Annotated in this window: 14 protein-coding genes and 1 riboswitch; of the genes, 3 read left to right on the forward strand and 11 right to left on the reverse strand. The window is 51.8% G+C overall.

Annotated features, from left to right (window positions below):
* Positions 1-30: 30 nt before the first annotated feature.
* Positions 31-1,557, reverse strand: a complete 1,527-nt coding sequence (locus DX909_RS02185; RefSeq protein WP_128543417.1) for a PAS domain-containing sensor histidine kinase — start codon at positions 1,555-1,557, stop codon at positions 31-33.
* A gap of 731 nt (positions 1,558-2,288) precedes the next feature.
* On the opposite strand from DX909_RS02185, the gene gyrA reads away from it, so the two are divergent.
* Both gyrA and DX909_RS02195 read left to right on the forward strand, forming a co-directional pair.
* Positions 2,289-4,841 (forward strand): DNA gyrase subunit A, encoded by a 2,553-nt coding sequence (gene gyrA / locus DX909_RS02190; RefSeq protein ID WP_128543418.1) that lies wholly within the window; start codon positions 2,289-2,291, stop codon positions 4,839-4,841.
* Between the two features lie 72 nt (positions 4,842-4,913).
* On the forward strand, positions 4,914-6,350 hold the full coding sequence (locus tag DX909_RS02195) for a tetratricopeptide repeat protein (protein WP_128543419.1): 1,437 nt from the start codon (positions 4,914-4,916) through the stop codon (positions 6,348-6,350).
* A gap of 312 nt (positions 6,351-6,662) precedes the next feature.
* Here the strand turns inward: DX909_RS02195 and DX909_RS02200 are convergent, their stop codons facing one another.
* The 5 genes from DX909_RS02200 to DX909_RS02220 all read right to left on the reverse strand — a co-directional run bounded on the left by DX909_RS02200 (position 6,663) and on the right by DX909_RS02220 (position 12,127).
* Positions 6,663-7,400 (reverse strand): Dph6-related ATP pyrophosphatase, encoded by a 738-nt coding sequence (locus tag DX909_RS02200; protein WP_128543420.1) that lies wholly within the window; start codon positions 7,398-7,400, stop codon positions 6,663-6,665.
* A gap of 6 nt (positions 7,401-7,406) precedes the next feature.
* Positions 7,407-8,513 (reverse strand): DUF5074 domain-containing protein, encoded by a 1,107-nt coding sequence (locus DX909_RS02205; RefSeq protein WP_128543421.1) that lies wholly within the window; start codon positions 8,511-8,513, stop codon positions 7,407-7,409.
* Positions 8,510-10,429: a TonB-dependent receptor plug domain-containing protein gene (locus tag DX909_RS02210; protein WP_128543422.1), complete on the reverse strand. Its 1,920-nt coding sequence runs from the start codon at positions 10,427-10,429 to the stop codon at positions 8,510-8,512. Before DX909_RS02210 ends, DX909_RS02205 begins: the two co-directional genes overlap by 4 nt.
* Positions 10,430-10,487: 58 nt before the next feature.
* Positions 10,488-10,708, reverse strand: a riboswitch (cobalamin riboswitch).
* A gap of 28 nt (positions 10,709-10,736) precedes the next feature.
* Positions 10,737-11,144 carry a helix-turn-helix domain-containing protein gene (locus DX909_RS02215; RefSeq protein WP_128544251.1) on the reverse strand — a complete coding sequence of 136 codons (408 nt, stop codon included), beginning with the start codon at positions 11,142-11,144 and terminating at the stop codon, positions 10,737-10,739.
* A 164-nt stretch (positions 11,145-11,308) separates the two neighbouring features.
* Entirely contained in the window at positions 11,309-12,127 is an 819-nt protein-coding gene (locus tag DX909_RS02220) for a 2,3,4,5-tetrahydropyridine-2,6-dicarboxylate N-succinyltransferase (RefSeq protein WP_128543423.1), read from the reverse strand.
* A 1,010-nt stretch (positions 12,128-13,137) separates the two neighbouring features.
* Here DX909_RS02220 and gap point away from each other — a divergent pair.
* Positions 13,138-14,130 carry a type I glyceraldehyde-3-phosphate dehydrogenase gene (gene gap, locus DX909_RS02225; RefSeq protein WP_128543424.1) on the forward strand — a complete coding sequence of 331 codons (993 nt, stop codon included), beginning with the start codon at positions 13,138-13,140 and terminating at the stop codon, positions 14,128-14,130.
* Positions 14,131-14,166: 36 nt separating this feature from the next.
* Here gap and trmB read toward each other — a convergent pair whose 3' ends face one another.
* From trmB to DX909_RS02250, 5 genes are all read right to left on the reverse strand, one after another.
* A complete protein-coding gene (gene trmB / locus DX909_RS02230; RefSeq protein WP_128543425.1) occupies positions 14,167-14,826 on the reverse strand; it encodes a tRNA (guanosine(46)-N7)-methyltransferase TrmB in 660 nt (219 codons plus the stop codon).
* 1 nt (position 14,827) lies between these two features.
* Entirely contained in the window at positions 14,828-16,117 is a 1,290-nt protein-coding gene (locus DX909_RS02235) for a bifunctional folylpolyglutamate synthase/dihydrofolate synthase (protein WP_128543426.1), read from the reverse strand.
* 8 nt (positions 16,118-16,125) lie between these two features.
* Positions 16,126-17,061, reverse strand: coding sequence for a hypothetical protein (locus DX909_RS02240; protein WP_128543427.1), 936 nt, complete (start codon positions 17,059-17,061; stop codon positions 16,126-16,128).
* Positions 17,062-17,206: 145 nt separating this feature from the next.
* Positions 17,207-18,301 carry an HU domain-containing protein gene (locus DX909_RS02245; RefSeq protein ID WP_128543428.1) on the reverse strand — a complete coding sequence of 365 codons (1,095 nt, stop codon included), beginning with the start codon at positions 18,299-18,301 and terminating at the stop codon, positions 17,207-17,209.
* A gap of 23 nt (positions 18,302-18,324) precedes the next feature.
* The gene (locus DX909_RS02250; RefSeq protein ID WP_229310916.1) at positions 18,325-20,028 is read right to left on the reverse strand and encodes a TonB-dependent receptor; all 1,704 of its coding nucleotides are present in this window, start codon (positions 20,026-20,028) and stop codon (positions 18,325-18,327) included.
* Between the last annotated feature and the right edge of the window lie 19 nt (positions 20,029-20,047).

The raw sequence follows: 20,047 nt of genomic DNA on the forward strand, positions 1-20,047 counted from the left end.
CTTAATCCTTCCGAAAAAAGACTATCCGGCTCAGGCGGGCAGAAAAACCCGGAACGTGGCTCCTTCCCCGGGACGGCTGCTGGCGGTGATATAACCCCGGTGATTGTCAACGACTTTCTTGCAGATCGCCAGGCCGATACCGGTTCCGGAATACTGGCTGCGGCCGTGCAGGCGTTGAAAAATGGTAAAAATGCGGTCGAGATATTTTTCGTCGAAGCCGATGCCGTTGTCCGTGAAATCGATCTGCCAGAACGATTCCGGCCCGACCGTCATGCCCACCGGCCGGATTTCGGTGGGCAGTTCGGCCCGGCCGACCCGGCGGCTGCCGATGCGGAGATAAGGCGTGGAATCGGGATAGGTGAACTTCAGGGCGTTGCTGATCAGGTTCTGGACCAGCTGTCGGAGCTGCAATCCGTCGCCCAGAATTTCCGGGAGCGGATCGACGTCGATGATCGCCTTTTTTTCCTTCAGGGCCACATCGAGGTCCGATAAAACCTCACCGACGATGCCCGACAGGGCGTATACCTGAAAGGGTTCCTTCTGGGTCGACAGCCGGGAATAAGACAGCAGGTCCCGGACGAGCGTCTGCATCCGGTTGGCGGCCTGGTGCATCCGGTTGATGAGGTCGGCGCCGGCGTCGTCGAGCAGGGGACGGTACTGGCTCGTCAGCACCTCGCCGAACGACTGAATTTTCCGCAGCGGTTCCTGCAGGTCATGGGACGCCACATATGCGAACTGCTCCAGGCTCTGGTTGGAACGTTTGAGTTCCGTAATGTCGGCGAAGGAAAGCACGATGCCGCCCCGGTGCCGGGTAACCGAAAAGTCGAACCAGGCGTTGTAGCCCTCCCGATGGTAGAAATGGTCGAACCGCCCGGCCTGGCCGGTGCGGGCCGTGATCAGGAGGTGACCGTAGAGGCCGTTCCGTTCCGCTTCCGGGTAAATGCTTTTGATGGTACTGCCAACCAGCGGTGTTTCCGGCAGCCCCAGAAAGCCGTTGGCGGGCTGGTTGGCCAGGGTAATCCGGAAATCCGTGATCTGCTCCCGGGTATCGAAAACGGGTTCACAGGCCAGAACCCCGTTCATCGAGCAGTCGAGGATGCCCGTCAGCAGGTCATTGGTGGCCTGGAGTTCGGCGGTGCGGTCGGCCGCTCCCGGATGCCCCGGGAGCGGGCCGGTCGGGCGGACGGTGGGAGCCAGGAAAACCAGTGCCCCGTCGGCCCAGGGGGTGGCCGTCAGTTCCATCGCCGGCCGATCCTGCGGAGAAAACGTTTCTGCAGCCGTTTCCGACCCCGATCTGACCACGGCTTCCAGAATGCGGAGGAGGGCCGCCGGCAGGGGATGAGGGTATTGCTGCCGCAGGGTCAGTTGAAATAACTGCTCGGGGTTTTGCCCGAGGATGCGGCAGGCCGTTTTATTGGCCTGAACCGCTCTGAAATCAACGCCCTGTTCGTTCTGGTCACGGAGGGTTCGGAAAACGACGATACCGTCCTGCGACGACCGGAGCAGCGTCTCAAGAAAGAGGGAAGAATGGATTTCGGAGGTTAGGCCAACGCTCATTCCGGTATGAAAAAAGGACAATCCCTTTGGTATACTAAACAACGAAAATACCGCCCTGGAATGGTATACGGTTAAAAACTTACTGATTGGTCCATGGCCTGATTTCGTGTTTTGGGCCTTTTGACTTTAAGGGAGTGTTAATCATGATTTAACCTTCTTTTAATCCGGTCAACCGATATTCGTCTGCGAAAGAGATGTTCAACGAGCCTCCCGTGGGGTTGATCCCACGGGGAGGGAGATGGTTCCCTACACGCGTGATCCGACGATTCGAAGCTCCAGGAAAGAAGATGGTAAGGTATTGGCAGGGTTTCCGGCGCACGTTGGTCATGATTGCCCTGCTGCTGGCCTGTTGTGCCGGGCTGTTCCTATGGGAATTCTACCGGAAAAATCATTCCGGCCTTCATCACGGCGGAGCGGTGCCGCCAGCCCGGAAAGCAGTGCGAGTCGTCAATGACTGAATCCGGCCGGTTCCCGCCTTCCCGTTCTTCCCTTTTATTGCCTCGCCACGGCCCGGCTGCTTCCCGGCGCCGGCTTCTTTATTCTTCCTTCCAATCCTACTTATAATAGCACTTAATGCGGTAAATGCTTTTATTTGTCGCGATTTTTTTGCATATTTGTATGATAGGCAAATCAGTATACCTGCTGGTTTCCACTCATCAGACTCCCGTATTGTGAGCCCACTTTTTTAACTAACGTTGCGGCCTATTCCATCGGCCGTCTACTGACTTCCTATGGCAGAAGAGACAGAAGAACAGAACAGTACCGACAACATTATTCCAATTAACATTGAGGATGAAATGCGCGGGGCCTATATCGATTATTCGATGTCGGTCATTATCTCCCGTGCGTTGCCCGATGTCCGCGACGGTCTGAAACCCGTGCATCGCCGGGTTTTGTTCGGAATGGCGGAGTTAGGGGTAAATTATAACAAACCGTTCAAGAAATCGGCCCGGATCGTCGGGGAGGTGCTGGGAAAGTACCACCCGCACGGCGACTCCTCCGTCTATGATACGATGGTGCGGATGGCCCAGGACTGGTCCCTCCGGTATCCGCTGGTCGACGGTCAGGGTAACTTCGGTTCGATCGACGGGGATTCTCCGGCCGCCATGCGGTATACGGAAGCCCGTCTGAAGCGCATCGCCGAGGAAATCCTGACGGATATCTATAAGGAAACCGTCGATTTCCAGCACAACTTCGACGACTCGCTGGAAGAACCGTCGGTGATGCCCGGTAAACTGCCGAACCTGCTGCTGAACGGTTCGTCCGGGATTGCGGTCGGGATGGCGACCAACATGGCGCCCCACAACCTGACTGAAGTGGTGAACGGTATCGTGGCCTACATCGACAACCACGACGTGACCATCGACGAACTGATGGAACACGTGCTGGCTCCCGACTTCCCGACCGGCGCTACCATCTATGGAATGGAAGGCGTCCGGAGTGCCTTCCGGACCGGCCGCGGCCGCGTGGTGCTGCGGGCACACGCCACCATCGAAGAGAATCGGGGCAAGACCCAGATTATCGTTACCGACATTCCCTATATGGTCAATAAAGCCGTTATGCTCGAAAAAACGGCCGAACTGATCAATGATAAGAAAATTGAAGGCATCTCGGCCTTCCGCGACGAGTCGGACCGCGACGGTCTGCGGGTGGTCTATGACCTGAAGCGGGATGTGGTTCCCAACGTCGTTCTCAACAATCTTTATAAATATACCCAGTTGCAGTCCTCTTTCGGGATCAACAACGTGGCGCTGGTGAAAGGCCGGCCCATGCTGCTGAACCTGAAGGACATGATCCGGTATTACGTCGAACACCGCCAGGAGGTCGTCACGCGCCGGACCCAGTACGAACTGCGGGAAGCCGAGAAGCGGGCCCATATCCTGGAAGGGCTTCTCATCGCCCTTGACAACCTGGATGCCGTTATCGAACTGATTCGCAGCTCCCGTGACCCGGACGTGGCCAAATCGGGACTGATGGACCGCTTCCAGCTGAGCGAAGTACAGGCCAAGGCCATCCTCGAACTGCGGCTGCAGCGACTGACCGGCCTGGAACGCGACAAGATCATTGCGGAATACGAAGAACTGGCGAGACTGATCGCCGACCTCAAAGGCATCCTGGCCAGCGAAGACCGCAAACTCCAGATCATCAAGGAGGAACTGCTCGACCTGAAGGCCCGGTACGGTGACCCCAGGCGGACGGAGATCAACATGCTGGGCGACGGCAACATCAGCGATCTCTCGCTGATTGCCGACGAGGAAATGCTGATTACCATTTCGCACCAGGGTTACATCAAACGGACCGCCCTGACCGAATACCGTACGCAGAGCAGGGGAGGAGTCGGTTCCCGCGCGGCCAAAACCAAGGAGGACGATTTTACCGAGCACCTGTTCTCCGCCACCATGCACAACACCCTGCTGATTTTTACGCAGAAGGGACGGCTGTACTGGCTGCCGGTTTACGAACTGCCGGAAGGCGCCCGTGATTCCAAAGGCCGGCCGCTGGCCAACTTCATCAATATCGAATCCGACGATAAGGTGCGGGCGGTCATCAACGTCAAGGACCTGAAGAACGCCGACTATATCAATAATAATTATATTGTCATGTGTACCGAGCAGGGGACGATCAAGAAAACCCTGCTGGAGGCTTACTCCCGCCCGCGTCAGAACGGGATCATCGCCATCACGATCAACGAAGAGGAGGGAGACCGCCTGCTGAACGTTTGTATGACCAACGGTGACAACGACATCGTCATTGCCTCGAACGCCGGGAAGGCCGTTCGCTTCAACGAGAGCCGGGTGCGCCCGATGGGCCGTACGGCCGCCGGGGTGCGCGGGATCGACCTGAGCGAACCGGGCGACCATGTGATCGGGATGGTTTGCATCGGCCGCGAAGACGCCCAGCTGCTGGTGGTTTCGGAGAAAGGCTTCGGGAAACGTTCGCCCATCGACGAATACCGGATCACGAACCGGGGCGCCAAAGGGGTCGGGACGCTGAAGGTAACCGAGAAGGTCGGCAATCTGGTCGGCATTCTGGAAGTGACCGATTCCGACGATATGATGATCATTACCCGCTCGGGTACCGCCATCCGGATGCACGTCGAAGAAGTGCGGGTGATCGGCCGGAACACCCAGGGGGTCCGACTGATCAACCTGCGGGACGGTGACGAAATTTCCTCCGTGACCCGGATTGCCCGGGAGGAGGAAGAGGAAATCGACCTGATCGACCCGAGCTCCGAGACGCCCGCCGGGACGACGGAAGAAGGGTCATCTGATTCTGTAGCTTGATAATCCGGGAAATTATACGGTACTTTCCCGAAAATTCGTTTTAAAAAAACGTTCAACCCTAATTCAAGTCCCATGAAAAGACTCTCGTTCTTCCTGCTGGCGGGATTATTATCAGCAGGTGCATTCGCCCAGCAAGGCCTCGACGCAGTGACGGAGAAAGCCTTCCTTAGCGAAAAAGAGAAAAGTGATAAAGCAATCACGGACGCTAAAAATTCTGCCAAGGCCAAAACCTGGATGGACCGCGCCCAGACGTACGAAAAGATTGCGACTCAGGCGATAAAGCTTGATTCCAATGCCGCGATTGTTGCCTACGAAGCCTACGGAAAAGTTGTCGAAATGGACAAGGACAAGAACGGCGGACCGGGTAAACTGGCTAAGGAAGCGCAGGAGGCTCTGAAAGGGCAGAACATGTATTCGGCCATGATGAATGCCGGTGCCGGGAAGTATCAGGCGAAGAAATTCGACGAGGCTGCCAAGCTGATGGGCATGGCCGGCCAGATCAATCCGAAAGATACGACGGCTGCGCTGTACACCGGTATTGCGGCCCAACAGGCCCAGCAGCTTCCGATGGCGAAGGAGCAATTCGAACGGTATATCGCCAACGGAGGGAAGGACCCCAGCGTTTTTTATACGCTGGCGAACCTGTACCGCCAGGAGAAAGATATCGACAAGGCGGTTGCCACCCTGGACAAGGGTCTGGCCGCTCTGCCCGGTAATAAGGACCTCGCTGCCGAACGCGTCAATGTTCTGGTGCAGTCCGGTCGTTCGGATGACGCCATCGCCAGCATGAAACAACTGGCCGAGAAAGATCCGAACAACGCCACAAATCTCCTGAACCTCGGTATCCTGTACGACAACAACGTCATCCGGGAAGCCGATGAACTCCGGAAACTGAACGAGTCGGTGAAGAAGGGTCCGGATGCCACCAAGCAGCTGGCCGACGAGAAAACCGCCCTGACCACGATGCAGGGTGAACTGAGCCGCCTGAATGCCCGGGCGAAGAAGGAACCCAAGAATGCGGATGTGAAGCGGCAGATCGCCACGGTCACCCAGATGATTGCGGATTCGAAAACGAAAGTTTCCAACCTGGAGAAAGACGTCCAGGCGCAGGCTCAGCAGAGCCAGGGGGCCGGAAACTCCGAGCAGAAAATTGCGGATCTTACCAAGAAGCTGAGTGAAGACCGTGCACTGGCCCGCGAGTATTACGGTAAAGTGCTGCAGCTCGATCAGAACAACTACGACGCCAACTTCAACCTCGGTGTTTCTCACTTTAACGAAGCCGTTGAAATGAAGAAGCAGGTGGACGGCATGGACATGAAAGAATACCAGGTCCGCGGCAAAGAAGTCGAAGGCCGGGTTTGTGGTAAGTTCAAACAGGCGCTGCCGTATTTTGAAAAAGCCAAGACGGTCCGGGATGCGGATGCGGATCTGAACGAAAACCTGACGAACCTCCGGAATATCCTGAAGCAGTTCGAGGAGAAAAAGATCGCCTGCATCGATCCGAAATAATAGTAAACTAATTCAGTACCAAAAAAGGCAGAGGTCGATCAGACTCTGCCTTTTTTGTTTTCAGGAATCGGTCGAGACAAGGAGAAGGAAGGCGGAACCCAAGGCCGTTAAAAACGTTAGTTAACATAATATAAATTATATAACAAATATTCCATGTGGATAAAGTGTGGATGATTTGTGGATAAGATGTTGATAGACAGGGTATTATATAATATACTGTCTATTAATGATTTATGGATTCACGTGGAACAGTTTGTGGAAAAATTGTGGATAATGCAGCCTGAATCCACATGATCCACATTTTGTAGCCGACTAATCCACATTCGGAATCAAATCCTGGAAGATGAAACCTGTATCCCAGCGTTGCCGGGCTTCCGTATCCGCATGGCAATCGGTCGATCCGCTGGGCTCGTAGGTTCTCCGGATCACTTCACCTTTAATAAATTTCACCGGCCGGCTGAAAGTGGGTCCGTCGAAAACGAACGTATGGTATTCTCCGTTTTCCCCACAGGGATCCACCGAGGCCGGCAGTTCCTGAACGGCCGACAGATCCAGTTCACGACCGGCCCAGGGCTCAGGCAAATGATTTTCGTTCAGGCAAACCAGCACCGTTCTGAAACCAAGTGCCAGGAATTCTTCCATTATATTACCGGAGTCTTTTTTCCACAACGGAAAAACGCCCTGAAGACCTGCCCGTTCCAACTGCCGTTCCCGGTATTGTTTCAGATCCTCCAGAAAAATATCACCGTAAACTACCCGGCTGATTCCTTCATCGCGGAGGGCCGCAAAGGTTTTCTGCATGGTGGCGTTATAGATTTCCAGGGAAACCTCGCCGGAAAACCGGACGAATTGAAGCGGTAGCCGAAGTGCGTCCGCCTGAGCCTGAATTAATTTCGTTCGGACGCCGTGCATACTTACTCGACCGAACCGCTCATTCACTGAGGTCATGAGGCCGACGATCTCCAGTTCAGGATTTTGTTGCGCATAAAATAAAGCGAGGGCCGAATCCTTGCCCCCGCTCCAACTGACAATCGCTTTTTTTCGGTTCATCCTGCTTTATTTAAAATAAAATCCGGACGGTCCGATCTCCGCTTTGACCGAATCGATCAGCGTTCCGTTCGACTGATACCGGTAAACGTAACCCGCCTGGGCCAGGGATGGAGTAAACCCGGCGTAGAGGATTCCGGTCTGGGGGTCGACCCCCAACCCCGAGAAAAGGCGGTTGATAAAGGGGGTTGCCGCCGGGATGGACGTATCGTTGATGGAAAAGCGGTAGGTTTCTCCCTTTTGCCTGAAATTGTCGGCCGCATCATAGAACGAGTATACGAAATACACCGTCTGCAAATCGGGACTTAACCGAAACGTACCCGGTGATTTCGTCGTGCTGGTTCCAACCTTTAGCCGGTTTTCGATGGCTTTCGTCTGGGGATTGACCCGGATTACCTCCCTCCCGGAACTGATCCATAATTTACCGTTGGCATCCAGGCCGATCAGATTCGGATTATTACCGATTTCGATCGGCGGTTTCACCTGATCGGTGGCCGCATCGATAACCGTTACGTTTTTTACCCCTCCCGCTGATCCGACAAAGATTTCCGTACCGGCCATGACCATCGTTTCCGGCCCTTTCGGAACCTGAATTTTTTTGGTGACGGTGTTGGTTCCCAGGTCGATGACGGCAATATAGCCGGGATCCTTATAAAAGGTCCCGTTGTTGAAATCCCCCGAAACATCCCAACAGGACACATAGGCTTTATTGGCGCCGACCCTGATGGCATAACGGGGGTTTTCGATGTCGGGTGATTTCAGCGTCGCCAGCGACTGGAAGGTATTGCCGTCCACAATCTCGACCTTGTCCTGGCCGGCCGTACTATTGTCGACCAGGATCAGGCCCTTCCCGTCCACTTCCGTATACCCATGAACCCCACCGGTCAGCGTCCGCTGGTTGGCCTGGCTGAAAATATCGTAGGTGGCGGTTTTAGCATCCCGGTTCAAAAAAGAAAGGGAGCCGTTATTTTGAGAAAAATTGCCTTCATTCCGAATGATGACCCCGGAGCGGTACGGTTGCGCGGAAGGAGAACCGGTATCGTCATTGTCGTTACAGGACCAGTTGACGACGGCCAGCAGCGCAAGGGCCAGCTTCCAGGTTTTTGTTGAATTCATGATTTTCGTGTATTCAGATGGATGATTAAATTAACTGCAAAATTCCGGCCCGGCATCGCGTTGCGCTTGACGTTCAGATAGAGCGTATCAAACAGATTGTTGACTTGCCCCTGGATGCGTGTTTTCATGATTCCGGTGGTAAGCTGAGTTTCCAGAATAAGATTCGTCAGCTGGTATCCTTTTAAATACTGGATGTTATCGAAGGTGGTATACCGCCTGGAGACCGCCTGGTGCCAGACCGTCAGCCGGGTGCTGCCCAGGGCCGCATACACGGAGATGCGGGCAGAGTGCAGGGGAACGAAGGCCAGTTGTTTCCCCACAATATCCTGTGCGTAGGTATTGTAAACCCGTTCCTGGCTGGAGCGCGTATAGGCATATCCGGGAGTTATCCCGGCCTTCCATTTCTGGTGAACATACTGAAGGTTCGCTGACCACTCGATACCCCGTGCTACTACCAGTTGGAGATTTTCCACCCGGTAACCGAATTCCGGGTTCCAGTAGGACCAATCGTCGATGCGGTTTCGAAACCCGGTGAGTTCACCCGAGATTTTCAGCCGGTCGCCGAGGGACGATTCTCCGCTCAGACCGGCTTCCGCATTGAAACCGTTTTCGGGCCGGAGGTTGGGGTTGCCGAGGTCCTTCCAATACCGTTCATTCAGGGTAGGAACGCGGTAACTCCGTCCCAGGGAAATTTTCCCGGTCAGGGAATGCCGGTTTTGACGCAGGAGGAGGTACTCCGCTCCGACCGACGGAGCCGGAGGAGGATCAAACCGGGAAACGAAAGCCTGGCGGACATTGAGTGAAAACCGCCAGCGGTCGGTCTGAAGCCGGCTGAGGAGAAAAAGATCCGCCCGGTCTTCCCCAATGGGCGAGTCGTGGTAGCCGTCGACCCGGGTTTGGTAGTGGGAGAATTCAACCCCGCTTCGGACGGTTAGTTCCCATTTACCGCCGTTCCGGCTGAACTCATGTTCGGCCCGGCCGATATAGCGGTCGGTTTCGGAATGACTCGGCCGGTTGAAGTTCCCTCGGGCAAAATCGATCACGTCCCTGATCCAACCCGCCCGGATGGTCAGGCGTTTGAATTCATAGGTAGCCAGCGCCCGCCGGGATTGCGACCGGGTTCGCTCCCGGACAACCGTATCGAAAGGCGAAACGATCAGATCATTATCAGTAAACCATAGGTTGAGGGAAATCCGGTGGTTTTTATCGTTCCTAAAATAAAAGTCCTGTATGAAACCCTTCTGGTCGGTATTTGATTGCTCAACGAAGTAATGACCCCGCTCCCGGTACGGATACCGGTTTGGAAATCGGTAGGTATAAAAGAAAGTTTTACCGGCCACCTGCCACCTGTTCGACTGCCTGGAGGAAAAACGAAGGCCGATCTGAGAATTGCGGTTTTGGAAACTTCCGAATTGCTGCGCGGCCGTGACGGTCAGACCTGGTTGCTTCCAGTCCGGGGTATCGGACAGAAGAACGCTGCCGCCCACCGCATCCGAACCCAGGCAGCTGCTGGAGGCACCGTATTGAACCGAAAGCTGATCGAATCCCGCCACGGGAAGAGTCGAGAAATCCGTCTGGCCAAGCGTAGGCTGGTTAATGTTGATCCCATTCCAGAGAAGGGCGGTATGATTGGCCGACGTTCCGCGAAAGGAAGCAGTGGATAGCTGACCGGGGCCATACACTTTGAAAGCGATGGGGGTTGTAGCGGATAAAAGCTCGGTCAAGGTCTGGAAGCGAAATTGTTCCAGCGAGACCGAATCGATCCGCTGTGATTTCTGGCCGGCCAGAAACCGTTCAGGAACGGCCCCCCGAACGGTTACGACAGGGAGTGCACGCCCGGAATCGTCCGTTTGTCCAAAAACTGGCGAAGAAGCAACGGCCAGTATGGACAGGAAGACCCCGTCTCTAAACCGCATGATTACCCGGATTAAAAAGTTCGCGATTTCCTTTCCCTTCACCCGAAAGAAACGAAATCTGATGAATGGCAATCAGGCAGGTCTCCTGGCTCACCCACTGATTTCGGCCTTCCCATCCATTCTGCCGGAAAAAACCGATGGCAGTCGGACAGTGGCAAGAGGAAGAAATCAGCTTCTATGGGTTTACAGTTGCGGGGACAGCGCCGGTTTTTCACCGGCTTCCCTTTTAAGCCATCACTGCCGGCATCGGCAGGCGGCACCCGTTACCGGATCAAAGGTAATCAGTATGGTCGGGACCTGCAAATAGTCAGGCCGGCGCATATTCGCGAAAGGTACCATCCGTATAAAAAATGAGAATCCGCTCTATGGTTTTTGATTCGTTTTTTTTCGCTACGGACGATTCTGGCTGGACGGCAGGCAGGAACGGTTCTTCCACAATTTCCGGTTGCCGGGATGGTTTTCCGTTTACAACCGGCTGAATCTCCCGGGATCGCGACTCCCCTGCAGATACAGGTTCGTCCTCTTCCATGATCCAATCGTAACCCAGGTCGGGAAACCGGCGAATGATTTTCTGAATAATGTCGAAACTCGGTCGGTTCCTGCCGGAGAGAATATGGGAAATGCTGGAGCGCTGAATGCCGATCTCATCGGCGAACTGGGAAGGACTTAAGTTCTTGTCTTTCAGAATCTGTTTAATTTTGTCATTTACATTCATAACCAAACCTGTTTTTACAAACGTATATAATTTCACAAAATTAAACAAGCATCGTGTTTTACAAATGTCAACATGATTACAATATTCAATTTACAAAAATAAACAAAAGCCAACCTTACAAATGTAAAATTGGCTTTTGTTAAATGATTTAAAATTGTAAACCGTTAAACGGTGACGTTATTTTCCCGGAGGGCTTCATTCAGTGATGTTTTCAAATCCGTGGATTCTTTGCGCTGGCCGATGATCAGGGCGCAGGGAACCTGGTAGGCACCGGCGGAAAATTCTTTAGTAATGGTTCCGGGTATGACAACGGAATTTGCAGGAACGTAACCCCTGTATTCCACCGGTTCCGAACCTGTCACATCGATAATTTTGGAACTTCCCGTGATGGTCACGCCGGCTCCGAGAACGGCGCGTTTGCCGATGTGAGCACCCTCCACTACGATGCAGCGCGAGCCGATAAAGGCACCGTCTTCCACAATGACCGGCGAAGCCTGGGGTGGTTCCAGCACGCCCCCGATGCCGACTCCCCCACTCAGGTGAACGTCCTTACCGATCTGCGCACAGCTGCCGACCGTAGCCCAGGTATCGACCATTGTCCGTTCATCGACATAAGCCCCTACGTTTACATAGGACGGCATAAGGATAACTCCGGGGGCGAGGAAAGATCCAAAGCGGGCGACTGCGGGCGGTACAACCCGAACTCCCCTACTTTTGAAATCTTTTTTAAGAGGAATTTTGTCATGAAATTCAAAGATCCCAACGGTCTCCGTTCTCATCGATTGAGAAATAAAATAAAGCAGGATGGCTTTTTTCACCCAATCATTCACTTTCCAATCTCCCTCCTTCTCAGCAGGTTCAGCTACTCTTAATCTGCCCTCGTCGAGCGCATGGATTACTTCTGATATGGCATTCAAATGACTCTGCTCCTGCAGCAAAACGCGGTCTGACCAAATGGTTTCTACCAAATTCTGATACTCCATAAATTCAAAAAGGTGTTACAAGTGAATATTTAGGATGAAAGATGTAAGTTACTCATTTCAAGGGTGTTATACATCAGCTATTAATATCATTTGCCTTTAAAAAATTATACGGATTATAAAGAATTTTTGGCTTACCGCCAGACCGTGGAACAGTTAGAAAACAACAATTGTCGGGTGGCTCAAATGAGATTAATAGGTTAGAAAAGACTCCCATTTTTTTGATATATTTTACTTTAAATATATTGTTTTTTCTCCTTATTCAAATAACCAGATCCAGGTTAGGACGGTTTTAGAAATTTCCTCTTCTCTACTTTCTCCATCTGAAAAAGATTGTTATCGGCTGACCTTATTCCTTTCGTACAGGGAATCGTGTTATTAAATGAAGGGAGTGTAATCGGGAACGTAAATTTATCAAACCTTTCATATTTATTAGTTTCTTCAGGTGCCCTCTTTTCATCCTCATCCTGTATTAAAGGGTTCGATTGTCAGCCTCTCTTTCAGTCAAAGTTCCCAAATTTTACTTAGGGTCAAATCCTTGAAAGCAATTGCGAAGCCAGAGATTTAGATTAAAAAATAGCCCCTTATCTGATTTGGCCGGAACAGAATTCTTGTCGTCAAGGGAATAAAAACAGGCAAAACATTTAACGATAAGATCTGCTCTTTCTAATTAGGTGTACGGCAAATTATGATGGAATTTTTCAATTAATTGGATGACTGGTCAAAAGTATGGGAAATCCATAAGCAACAAGTAAGTAATAGTTAAAATATTTCGTTTAGTAATTAACAAATAATATACTATTAAATTTAGTAAATATAAAATTCCCATTAGCTGATTACTAAAATTAATACTAATAAAACCTAAAATCCCGTGTGTTTTACTAAATTTAGTTATAATTTTCTTTTTCTTTTACTAATATAAGTAACATTCTTTTTGTCCTTACTTCCTGCCTTTCAATTTCTATTTCTATTAATAACTTTGCGGCTGACTTTACAACCTATCGATTTTTACTATGGGCAAAATTAGAGTAGCCATTAATGGATTTGGCCGGATTGGCCGTCTGTCTTTCCGGAGACTTCTTGAAAAAGAAAATGTCGAAGTCGTTGCCATTAACGATTTAACCGATAATGCAACCCTTGCGCATTTATTAAAATATGATTCAGTTCACGGAAGATTCAATGGAACGATCGGTTCCGATAATGAAAGTATTACCGTCAATGGAGTTAGAATTAACGCCTATGCCGAACGGGATCCCAAAGCCCTCCCCTGGTCATCACTTAATGTGGACGTAGTTCTTGAATCGACGGGGAGATTTGTGGATGAAGCCGGAGCCGGTCAACACCTGACGGCGGGCGCTAAAAAAGTGGTCATTTCTGCTCCTGCGAAAGGAAATATCCCTACCATCGTTCTGGGCGTAAATGAAGATTCTCTGAACGGAAGCGAAACTATTATTTCAAACGCTTCCTGTACGACGAACTGCCTGGCTCCCATGGCAAAAGTGCTTGACGATACATTCGGTATCGAAAAAGGATACATGACTACGATTCACGCCTATACGGCGGATCAAAACCTGCAGGATGCCCCTCACTCCGACCTCCGTCGGGCGCGCGCAGCCGCTCTTTCGATCGTGCCGACCTCTACGGGCGCTGCTAAAGCCGTTGGCCTGGTGCTTCCGCACCTAAAAGGGAAACTGGACGGAAATGCCATGCGGGTTCCGGTACCGGACGGATCGGTAACGGACCTGACGGCCATCCTAAAACGGGAAGCGACCATTGAGGATATTAACAACGCCATGAAAGCCGCAGCGGAAGGCCCCTTGAAAGGTATTCTGGAATTTACGGAAGACCAGATCGTTTCTACGGATATCGTGGGCAATCCTCACTCCTGTATTTTCGACTCAAAACTGACTTCCGCCAATGGAACGCTGGTAAAAATCGTGGGATGGTATGACAACGAATTCGGATATTCAAGCCGGGTTGCCGACCTGATTACCCGCCTTTTTTAAAAGAAATTTTCATTTATTTATGCAAAAAAGCGGTCGTCAGACCGCTTTTTTGCATTGTAGATATTTGATTGAGAATCCTTTCTTAAAGAAGATTTCCTCAAATTTGGTTTTAATTCCGAGGTGAACCCCATTTAATTCCGAATTGTATAAATCCCGGGTACTGATCACATCCTGAAAACCGGAGGCCGGAAGGTGCCCCAGGCTAAAATCAAAGAAATCGTCGTTGTCCGTTTTCAGGTGGAGCGTCCCTCCTTTCACCAGAATCTGCCGATACAATTCCAGATACCTGGGATGAGTGAGCCGGTTCTTGGACTGCTTAATTCGCGGCTGAGGGTCCGGAAACGTAATCCAGATTTCATTCACCTCACCTTCATCAAAAAATTCCTGGATTCGATGAATATCCGTCCTTAGAAAAGCCACGTTAGAAAGGCCCTCTTCCATCGCCAGCTGGCTCCCTCGCCCGATCCGATCTCCTTTCCGGTCGACGCCGATAAAATTAAGATCCGGAAACCGGCGGCCAAGTCCAATGGTGTATTCGCCTTTCCCACAGGCCAGTTCCACGACGATCGGATGGTTATTTTTAAAAAATTCCTTCCTCCAGTTCCCTTTGATCGTCCTGTAAATTTCTTTTTCCGGTTCCAGCACAATCGGGCTTTCCCGAATGAACTCAAACCGCTCCAGCTTTTTCCTGCCCACTCTATAAATGATTTATTTCAGCAATCACGTAGGTACTTCCGGTAATTAAAATAATATCTTCCGGGCCAGCGAGTCGTTTTGCTTCGCTAAGTGCCTCGTTTACATCACTATATACCTTCCCAAAGATACCATTTTGGTTAAAAAGTCCGGCAAGCTCGCCGGAAGGCAGAGCCCTCGGGATGGTCGGCTCACAAAAATAATAGGTTGCATTGAAAGGAAACAAAACCAGGACCCTCGTTAAATCCTTATCCTTAACGAAGCCGGTAATGATATGCAAATTCTTAAACTGCTGCTTGGTCAATGATTGAAAAATGCTCCGGAGCCCGGGCTCATTATGTGCGGTATCGCAGATAACGGTAGGATGATGCTGAAGAATCTGCCAGCGTCCCTTTAAACCGGTAAGCCGGACCACATTTTTAAATCCGTTCTCCACGGCCGCATCCGATATCGGTAAACCGGATTTTTCCAACATCTTTAGGGCGGTTAACACTCCGCCGACATTTTTCAGCTGGTATTCCCCCAACAGCCCGATCGTAAGGTCGCTGCTCTTCCCCTCCCGGGTCGTCACCCTCAGTATCCTGCCTTCGGAGGTCAACCCGCCATCGGCAACTTCCAGGGCATCAGGACCAAATCGAATAGGAGCATCACAATCTTTCGCTTTCTCCAGGAACACGAAATCCACTTCCGGATTTCGTTCACTGATCACGACCGGCGTCTCCGCTTTAATAATCCCGGCTTTTTCGTACGCAATTTTTTCAAGTGAATCCCCCAGAATATCGCTGTGATCCCAGCCGATATTGGTTATCAAAGATAAAATCGGGGAAATGACGTTGGTGGAATCAAGACGGCCGCCCAAGCCTACCTCTATAATCGCTATATCGACCTTCTGGCGGGCGAAATAGTCGAAAGCCAGGCCAACAGTCACTTCAAAAAAAGAAGGGCTTAAATCTTCTATAAATGCTTTGTGCTGCCCGACAAAGTCCGCCACCTCCTCCTCGGGTATGGGAAATCCGTCGATGCGAATCCTTTCCGTAAAGGATTTAAGATGTGGAGAGGTGTACAGACCAGTCCGGTAACCTGCTGACTGCAGAACCGCAGCCAGTAAATGGGAGGAACTTCCCTTGCCGTTGGTTCCTCCCACATGGATGGTTTTGAATTTTTCCTGAGGATTTCCCAGGTATTCGCAAAGCCGGATGGTATTTTCCAGCCCTGGCTTGAGTGCTTTGGCGCCTACTCGGTGAAATACCGGTAACTGGGCATACAAATACCCAATGGCTTCCGAATACGTCATTCAGCGAATTAATTGGCCCTGATATTGATCGTATAAGTTCCCGTTGAAATGGGCGGGGCCGAAGAAGCCTTGGGAACAAGCTGCAGTTTATAGACCTGCTGTTTATAAAATTCGGTAACGGTCGGACTCACACGGGTTTCTCTTACCCGGACATTGATGACGTCCCCTTTATCGTCTACTTTAATTTCGAACACGATTTTTCCGCTTTCCCCGGAGTTATCCTGGGCAATGCGGTTACTGGCCAGACGCCAGCCCGCCATATTCAGGGAAACACCAGAACCTGTTCCGCCGGGCGTTCCGTAAAATTGCTTGGCATTGATATCCCCGTCGGGATTACCCTTATCTCCTACGCCGGAGGCATCATCGCCATTGTTATTTCCTCCCGTACCGGCCGCCTTTCCGACGGTGCCGTTGCTGCCCCCGGAGCCGGACCGCTTGAAAAGAGCGTTCGGATCGACTTTCTCCACTTTGGCGACGGGTTCCGCTTTTGGGGGAGCGGGAGTCGGTTTAGGAGCGGTAGCCTCCACCTTTTTTGGTTCGGCCTTTTCAGGTACTGAAACCGGGCTTTCCAGTTTACTGGCAATATCCGGCTTTTCGGTGACCACTTTACTGGGTTTTGCCTCCTCGATCTTCGGAACCGGGGTCACCGGCGTTTTTTCAACTCGGGGCGTCGTAGTGATTTTGGGATTGGGTTTATCTTCCGCCCGCTTCACCTCCTCCTTATTTTTCGAATCGCTGGCTTTATTATAGGTCTGTATATTGCCGCTGCCGATCAGGTCGTTTCCGAAATTGACCTCCACTAAATCGATCGGGGGAGGCTGAGGAACCGATTGCCAGAGCCGGATATAAAGCAGCAGGAAAAACAGCATTGCGCAGATCGCAAACGATACGGCGAGGGCCGTAACCCGGTATTCGTTTTCGTTTTCCAGTGTGATTCGGTTCATCTGCAACTCTCTTTTGCCAATAACGGATGGAATGGTGTTCTCTATTGTTTCCCGAAGGCAAAAATATAACGATTACCAGTATTTTAAGGTTCAGAACAAAAAAAGCAGCTCAATTGCTGCTTTCTCGAACCTATTTGAATGACAGTCAGTGCTTTTTCATGATCCAGGGTCGGGAGCCTGAATATTTGGCGATGGCGCCCAGAGAAGCCAGGACCTCTTCCCGATCGTTGGAACCCAATGCGGCCACTTTGATCAGCTCTCCTTTTCGTACGGTCGGCAGAATGAAGGCGGAGGTAAACCCTTTCCGATACAGGGAACGAACGAGTCGTTTCGCATTCCGTTTACTGGCAAAACTTCCGGCAATCGCCATATACTGGAAGTCGGGTGAAGCCGTCGTCAGAACCGGTTTAACGGCATCGACCGGGTTACTGGTTGTGACTGGAGCAGGAACTGGAGCTACTACTGGAGCCGGAGCCGCTTCGACAGAAGCCGGCGGTAAAGCCGGAGACACCTTTTCCGGTGAAACTTCCGCTTTCGCCACCGGTTTTTCGACCGGAGCCGGAGCGGCTTCCTCCCGGTTCATAAAAACTTCAAACGGGTTCAGGCTGCTGAAAGCCTGGGAGGTGGACCGGTTGACGGTCATGAAACTCATCACACCCAGCGATCCGATCACCAGGATGGCGGCTGCCCACTGAAGGTAATTCCGCCCAGTGGAGACCGGCATTTTCCGAACCAACGGCTCGGCCGTTTCGGCCGGAACCAGGACCTCCTCCAGCGGCTCCAGTTCCTCGACCGGAAGCTCCGCTATTGGTTCAGTCACGGAAGCCAGATGCGCTTCGATGGCCTGAAAACCGTACGATTCGCCCTGGAAATTATGTCGCAGTTCGGGATCGAACTGAAGTTTCCCTTCCTCATTCTCGGAAAACAGCCCCACTCCTTCCACCGCAAAACTTCCCTGGGTCCGTAACTGCTGTTTCAGCTCTTCCACAAAGGCCCGGACTCCCTGCAGAACTTCCTCCCGCGTCAGCTCCTCATGAAGCATCATGTAGTTGACCAGCAGGCCGTCGTCCAGTTTCAGCGCTTCGTTGAACGCAATTTTCTTCCGGGGAGGAAAGTATTGCCCTGAGGATTCACTGAAGGTAGCCGGCACAGAATGCAGGATGAAACCGCCCAGTTCCGGAACGACGATGCAGTCGTATTGATACAAAAGCTTTTTCAGGTAATCCGATACAGCTACCATAGTACTCAAGGGTTGTGGTGGTGTCAGAAGGAGTAAGACAATCCTCCGAGAAAGTTAAGCCCTTGCTGTGGATAATACAAATAGCGCTGATAATTACCGCCGAAAATGTTATTCAACGAAACAAAAGCTGAAACCTGTTTTCCTAAGAAATAGTCAATTTTCAGGTTCATATCCCAGATGGGTTTCAGCGTAAAAACCTGCCCTGAAACGAAATTTTTGTTTTGCATTCCCTGGTAATGGTACAAATCCGCCGTCACGAATAATTTTTTATTGACGATGACCGAATTGGACCATGACCCCGAAATGGTCGGGCGGCTCCATGCCGCTTCCATCCGGCTCAGGCTGTAGTCATAGAAGTTGGCCCGCAGCGTCGACCGGAAGAAATCTTTAAAGGTATAGCCGATCTGCCCGGAGATCGTCAGGACCTGCGCCCGGTTGCTGTCATAGACTACAAAAAACTTGGAGGTGTCGGGCCAGGTGTTGTTGAACCCGTAAAAATTCCGGTACCGGGCATAGGAAACCTTTCCCTCGTAGGAAAAACCACCGCCCAGTTCGCCCTTGCTCCCGCCATACAGATCCCAGGTTTTCTCCGTATTCGCCAGAACCACCTTAGGCGCCAGCCAGCGGTTTTCCGTCAGGAACGTCCGCAGGGTATTTCGATTGATGTCTCCGTCGACCCCCGCAAAAAAGTGAATATTCCCGGCCGGCACTATATCCAGATCGAGAACCGGAAAAGCCCGCGTACGGTTGATATTCTGCCGTTTATCAGACTCGTTCACGGCGTTTACCCCGGCCGTAATGGTGAGAAAGGAGGTAGAATATTTGAAAGTCGGCTTGACCCGGAACAGATTGCGGTTATCCACCGGCCCGTCGGTTCGCTGGGTCACAAAGGCATCGGCAGCAAAAAGGGCGACCAGACTTTCCGAAATCCCGACCGAACCTTTCAGGTTGGTGCCCCAGTCGAACTCCGACGCATCGTAGTTGTCCCGGAAGGTGGTAATCCCCGTTTTCAGGGAATAATCGATGTTTTTCTCCGGATCGACGTTTTCGATTCCCACGCGGAATTGGGTGGTATTCAGCCGCTGTTTGATGGTTTCCCGGTCGATTTCGCGGGGCCGACGGTAGCCGTAGAAATAAAAAACATCCCGGTCATAGGCCAAGTTGGCGGAAAGTTTGAAGGCATCGGTCTGGTAATAGCCGTTCAGTTTCAGCCGGTTTTCACTCGTTGCGGAGTTTTTCCCGTCCACCGGCCCCAGAGAAGAGGACAGATGGCGGAAGGAACCGTCCACCGAAATGTTTTCCTGAACCTGACCGCTTCCGAAAGCTTCCCCGTAAAAAGAGCCGTAATTCCCGGCCCCGGCCTTGATGTAGTTATTGAACAGGGATTGCTGTTCCGCCTGGGCGGCCGGGATGTCGAGGGCCACCGGGGATAGTTTGGGATCCCCCACCGTCAGCGTCCGGTCGTTAAATTCATAGGTCAGTTTCCGCTGGTCGCTGGAAGGCTTGACGGAGGGTATTTTGTTGAAAAGCCGGTTGGCGGGCGGCAATTCGATTTTTCGATTTTTTTCAATGGTGATTTCCTGATCGTCTACTTCCCCTTCCCGAACCGGCGGGGTGGTCGGTCGCTGGGTTTGCTGGGCCACCGTTCCGAATGGTCCGAGCAACAGACAGCCGGCGAAGACCGGTATCCAGGCGTATTTACCGATAAGACATTTCGGCTTTATCATGAAGAGTTGACTTTTCTGA

It is taken from the genome of Larkinella soli (assembly GCF_003703975.1).
GTDB classification, from domain to species: Bacteria; Bacteroidota; Bacteroidia; order Cytophagales; family Spirosomataceae; genus Larkinella; species Larkinella soli.

Excerpts from the sequence above, each read along its gene's own strand:
- DX909_RS02185 (WP_128543417.1), bottom strand. The coding sequence starts at position 1,557 with ATGAGCGTTGGCCTAACCTCCGAAATCCATTCTTCCCTCTTTCTTGAG.
- gyrA (WP_128543418.1), top strand. The coding sequence starts at position 2,289 with ATGGCAGAAGAGACAGAAGAACAGAACAGTACCGACAACATTATTCCA.
- DX909_RS02195 (WP_128543419.1), top strand. The coding sequence starts at position 4,914 with ATGAAAAGACTCTCGTTCTTCCTGCTGGCGGGATTATTATCAGCAGGT.
- DX909_RS02200 (WP_128543420.1), bottom strand. The coding sequence starts at position 7,400 with ATGAACCGAAAAAAAGCGATTGTCAGTTGGAGCGGGGGCAAGGATTCG.
- DX909_RS02205 (WP_128543421.1), bottom strand. The coding sequence starts at position 8,513 with ATGAATTCAACAAAAACCTGGAAGCTGGCCCTTGCGCTGCTGGCCGTC.
- DX909_RS02210 (WP_128543422.1), bottom strand. The coding sequence starts at position 10,429 with ATGCGGTTTAGAGACGGGGTCTTCCTGTCCATACTGGCCGTTGCTTCT.
- DX909_RS02215 (WP_128544251.1), bottom strand. The coding sequence starts at position 11,144 with ATGAATGTAAATGACAAAATTAAACAGATTCTGAAAGACAAGAACTTA.
- DX909_RS02220 (WP_128543423.1), bottom strand. The coding sequence starts at position 12,127 with ATGGAGTATCAGAATTTGGTAGAAACCATTTGGTCAGACCGCGTTTTG.
- gap (WP_128543424.1), top strand. The coding sequence starts at position 13,138 with ATGGGCAAAATTAGAGTAGCCATTAATGGATTTGGCCGGATTGGCCGT.
- DX909_RS02235 (WP_128543426.1), bottom strand. The coding sequence starts at position 16,117 with ATGACGTATTCGGAAGCCATTGGGTATTTGTATGCCCAGTTACCGGTA.
- DX909_RS02240 (WP_128543427.1), bottom strand. The coding sequence starts at position 17,061 with ATGAACCGAATCACACTGGAAAACGAAAACGAATACCGGGTTACGGCC.
- DX909_RS02245 (WP_128543428.1), bottom strand. The coding sequence starts at position 18,301 with ATGGTAGCTGTATCGGATTACCTGAAAAAGCTTTTGTATCAATACGAC.
- DX909_RS02250 (WP_229310916.1), bottom strand. The coding sequence starts at position 20,028 with ATGATAAAGCCGAAATGTCTTATCGGTAAATACGCCTGGATACCGGTC.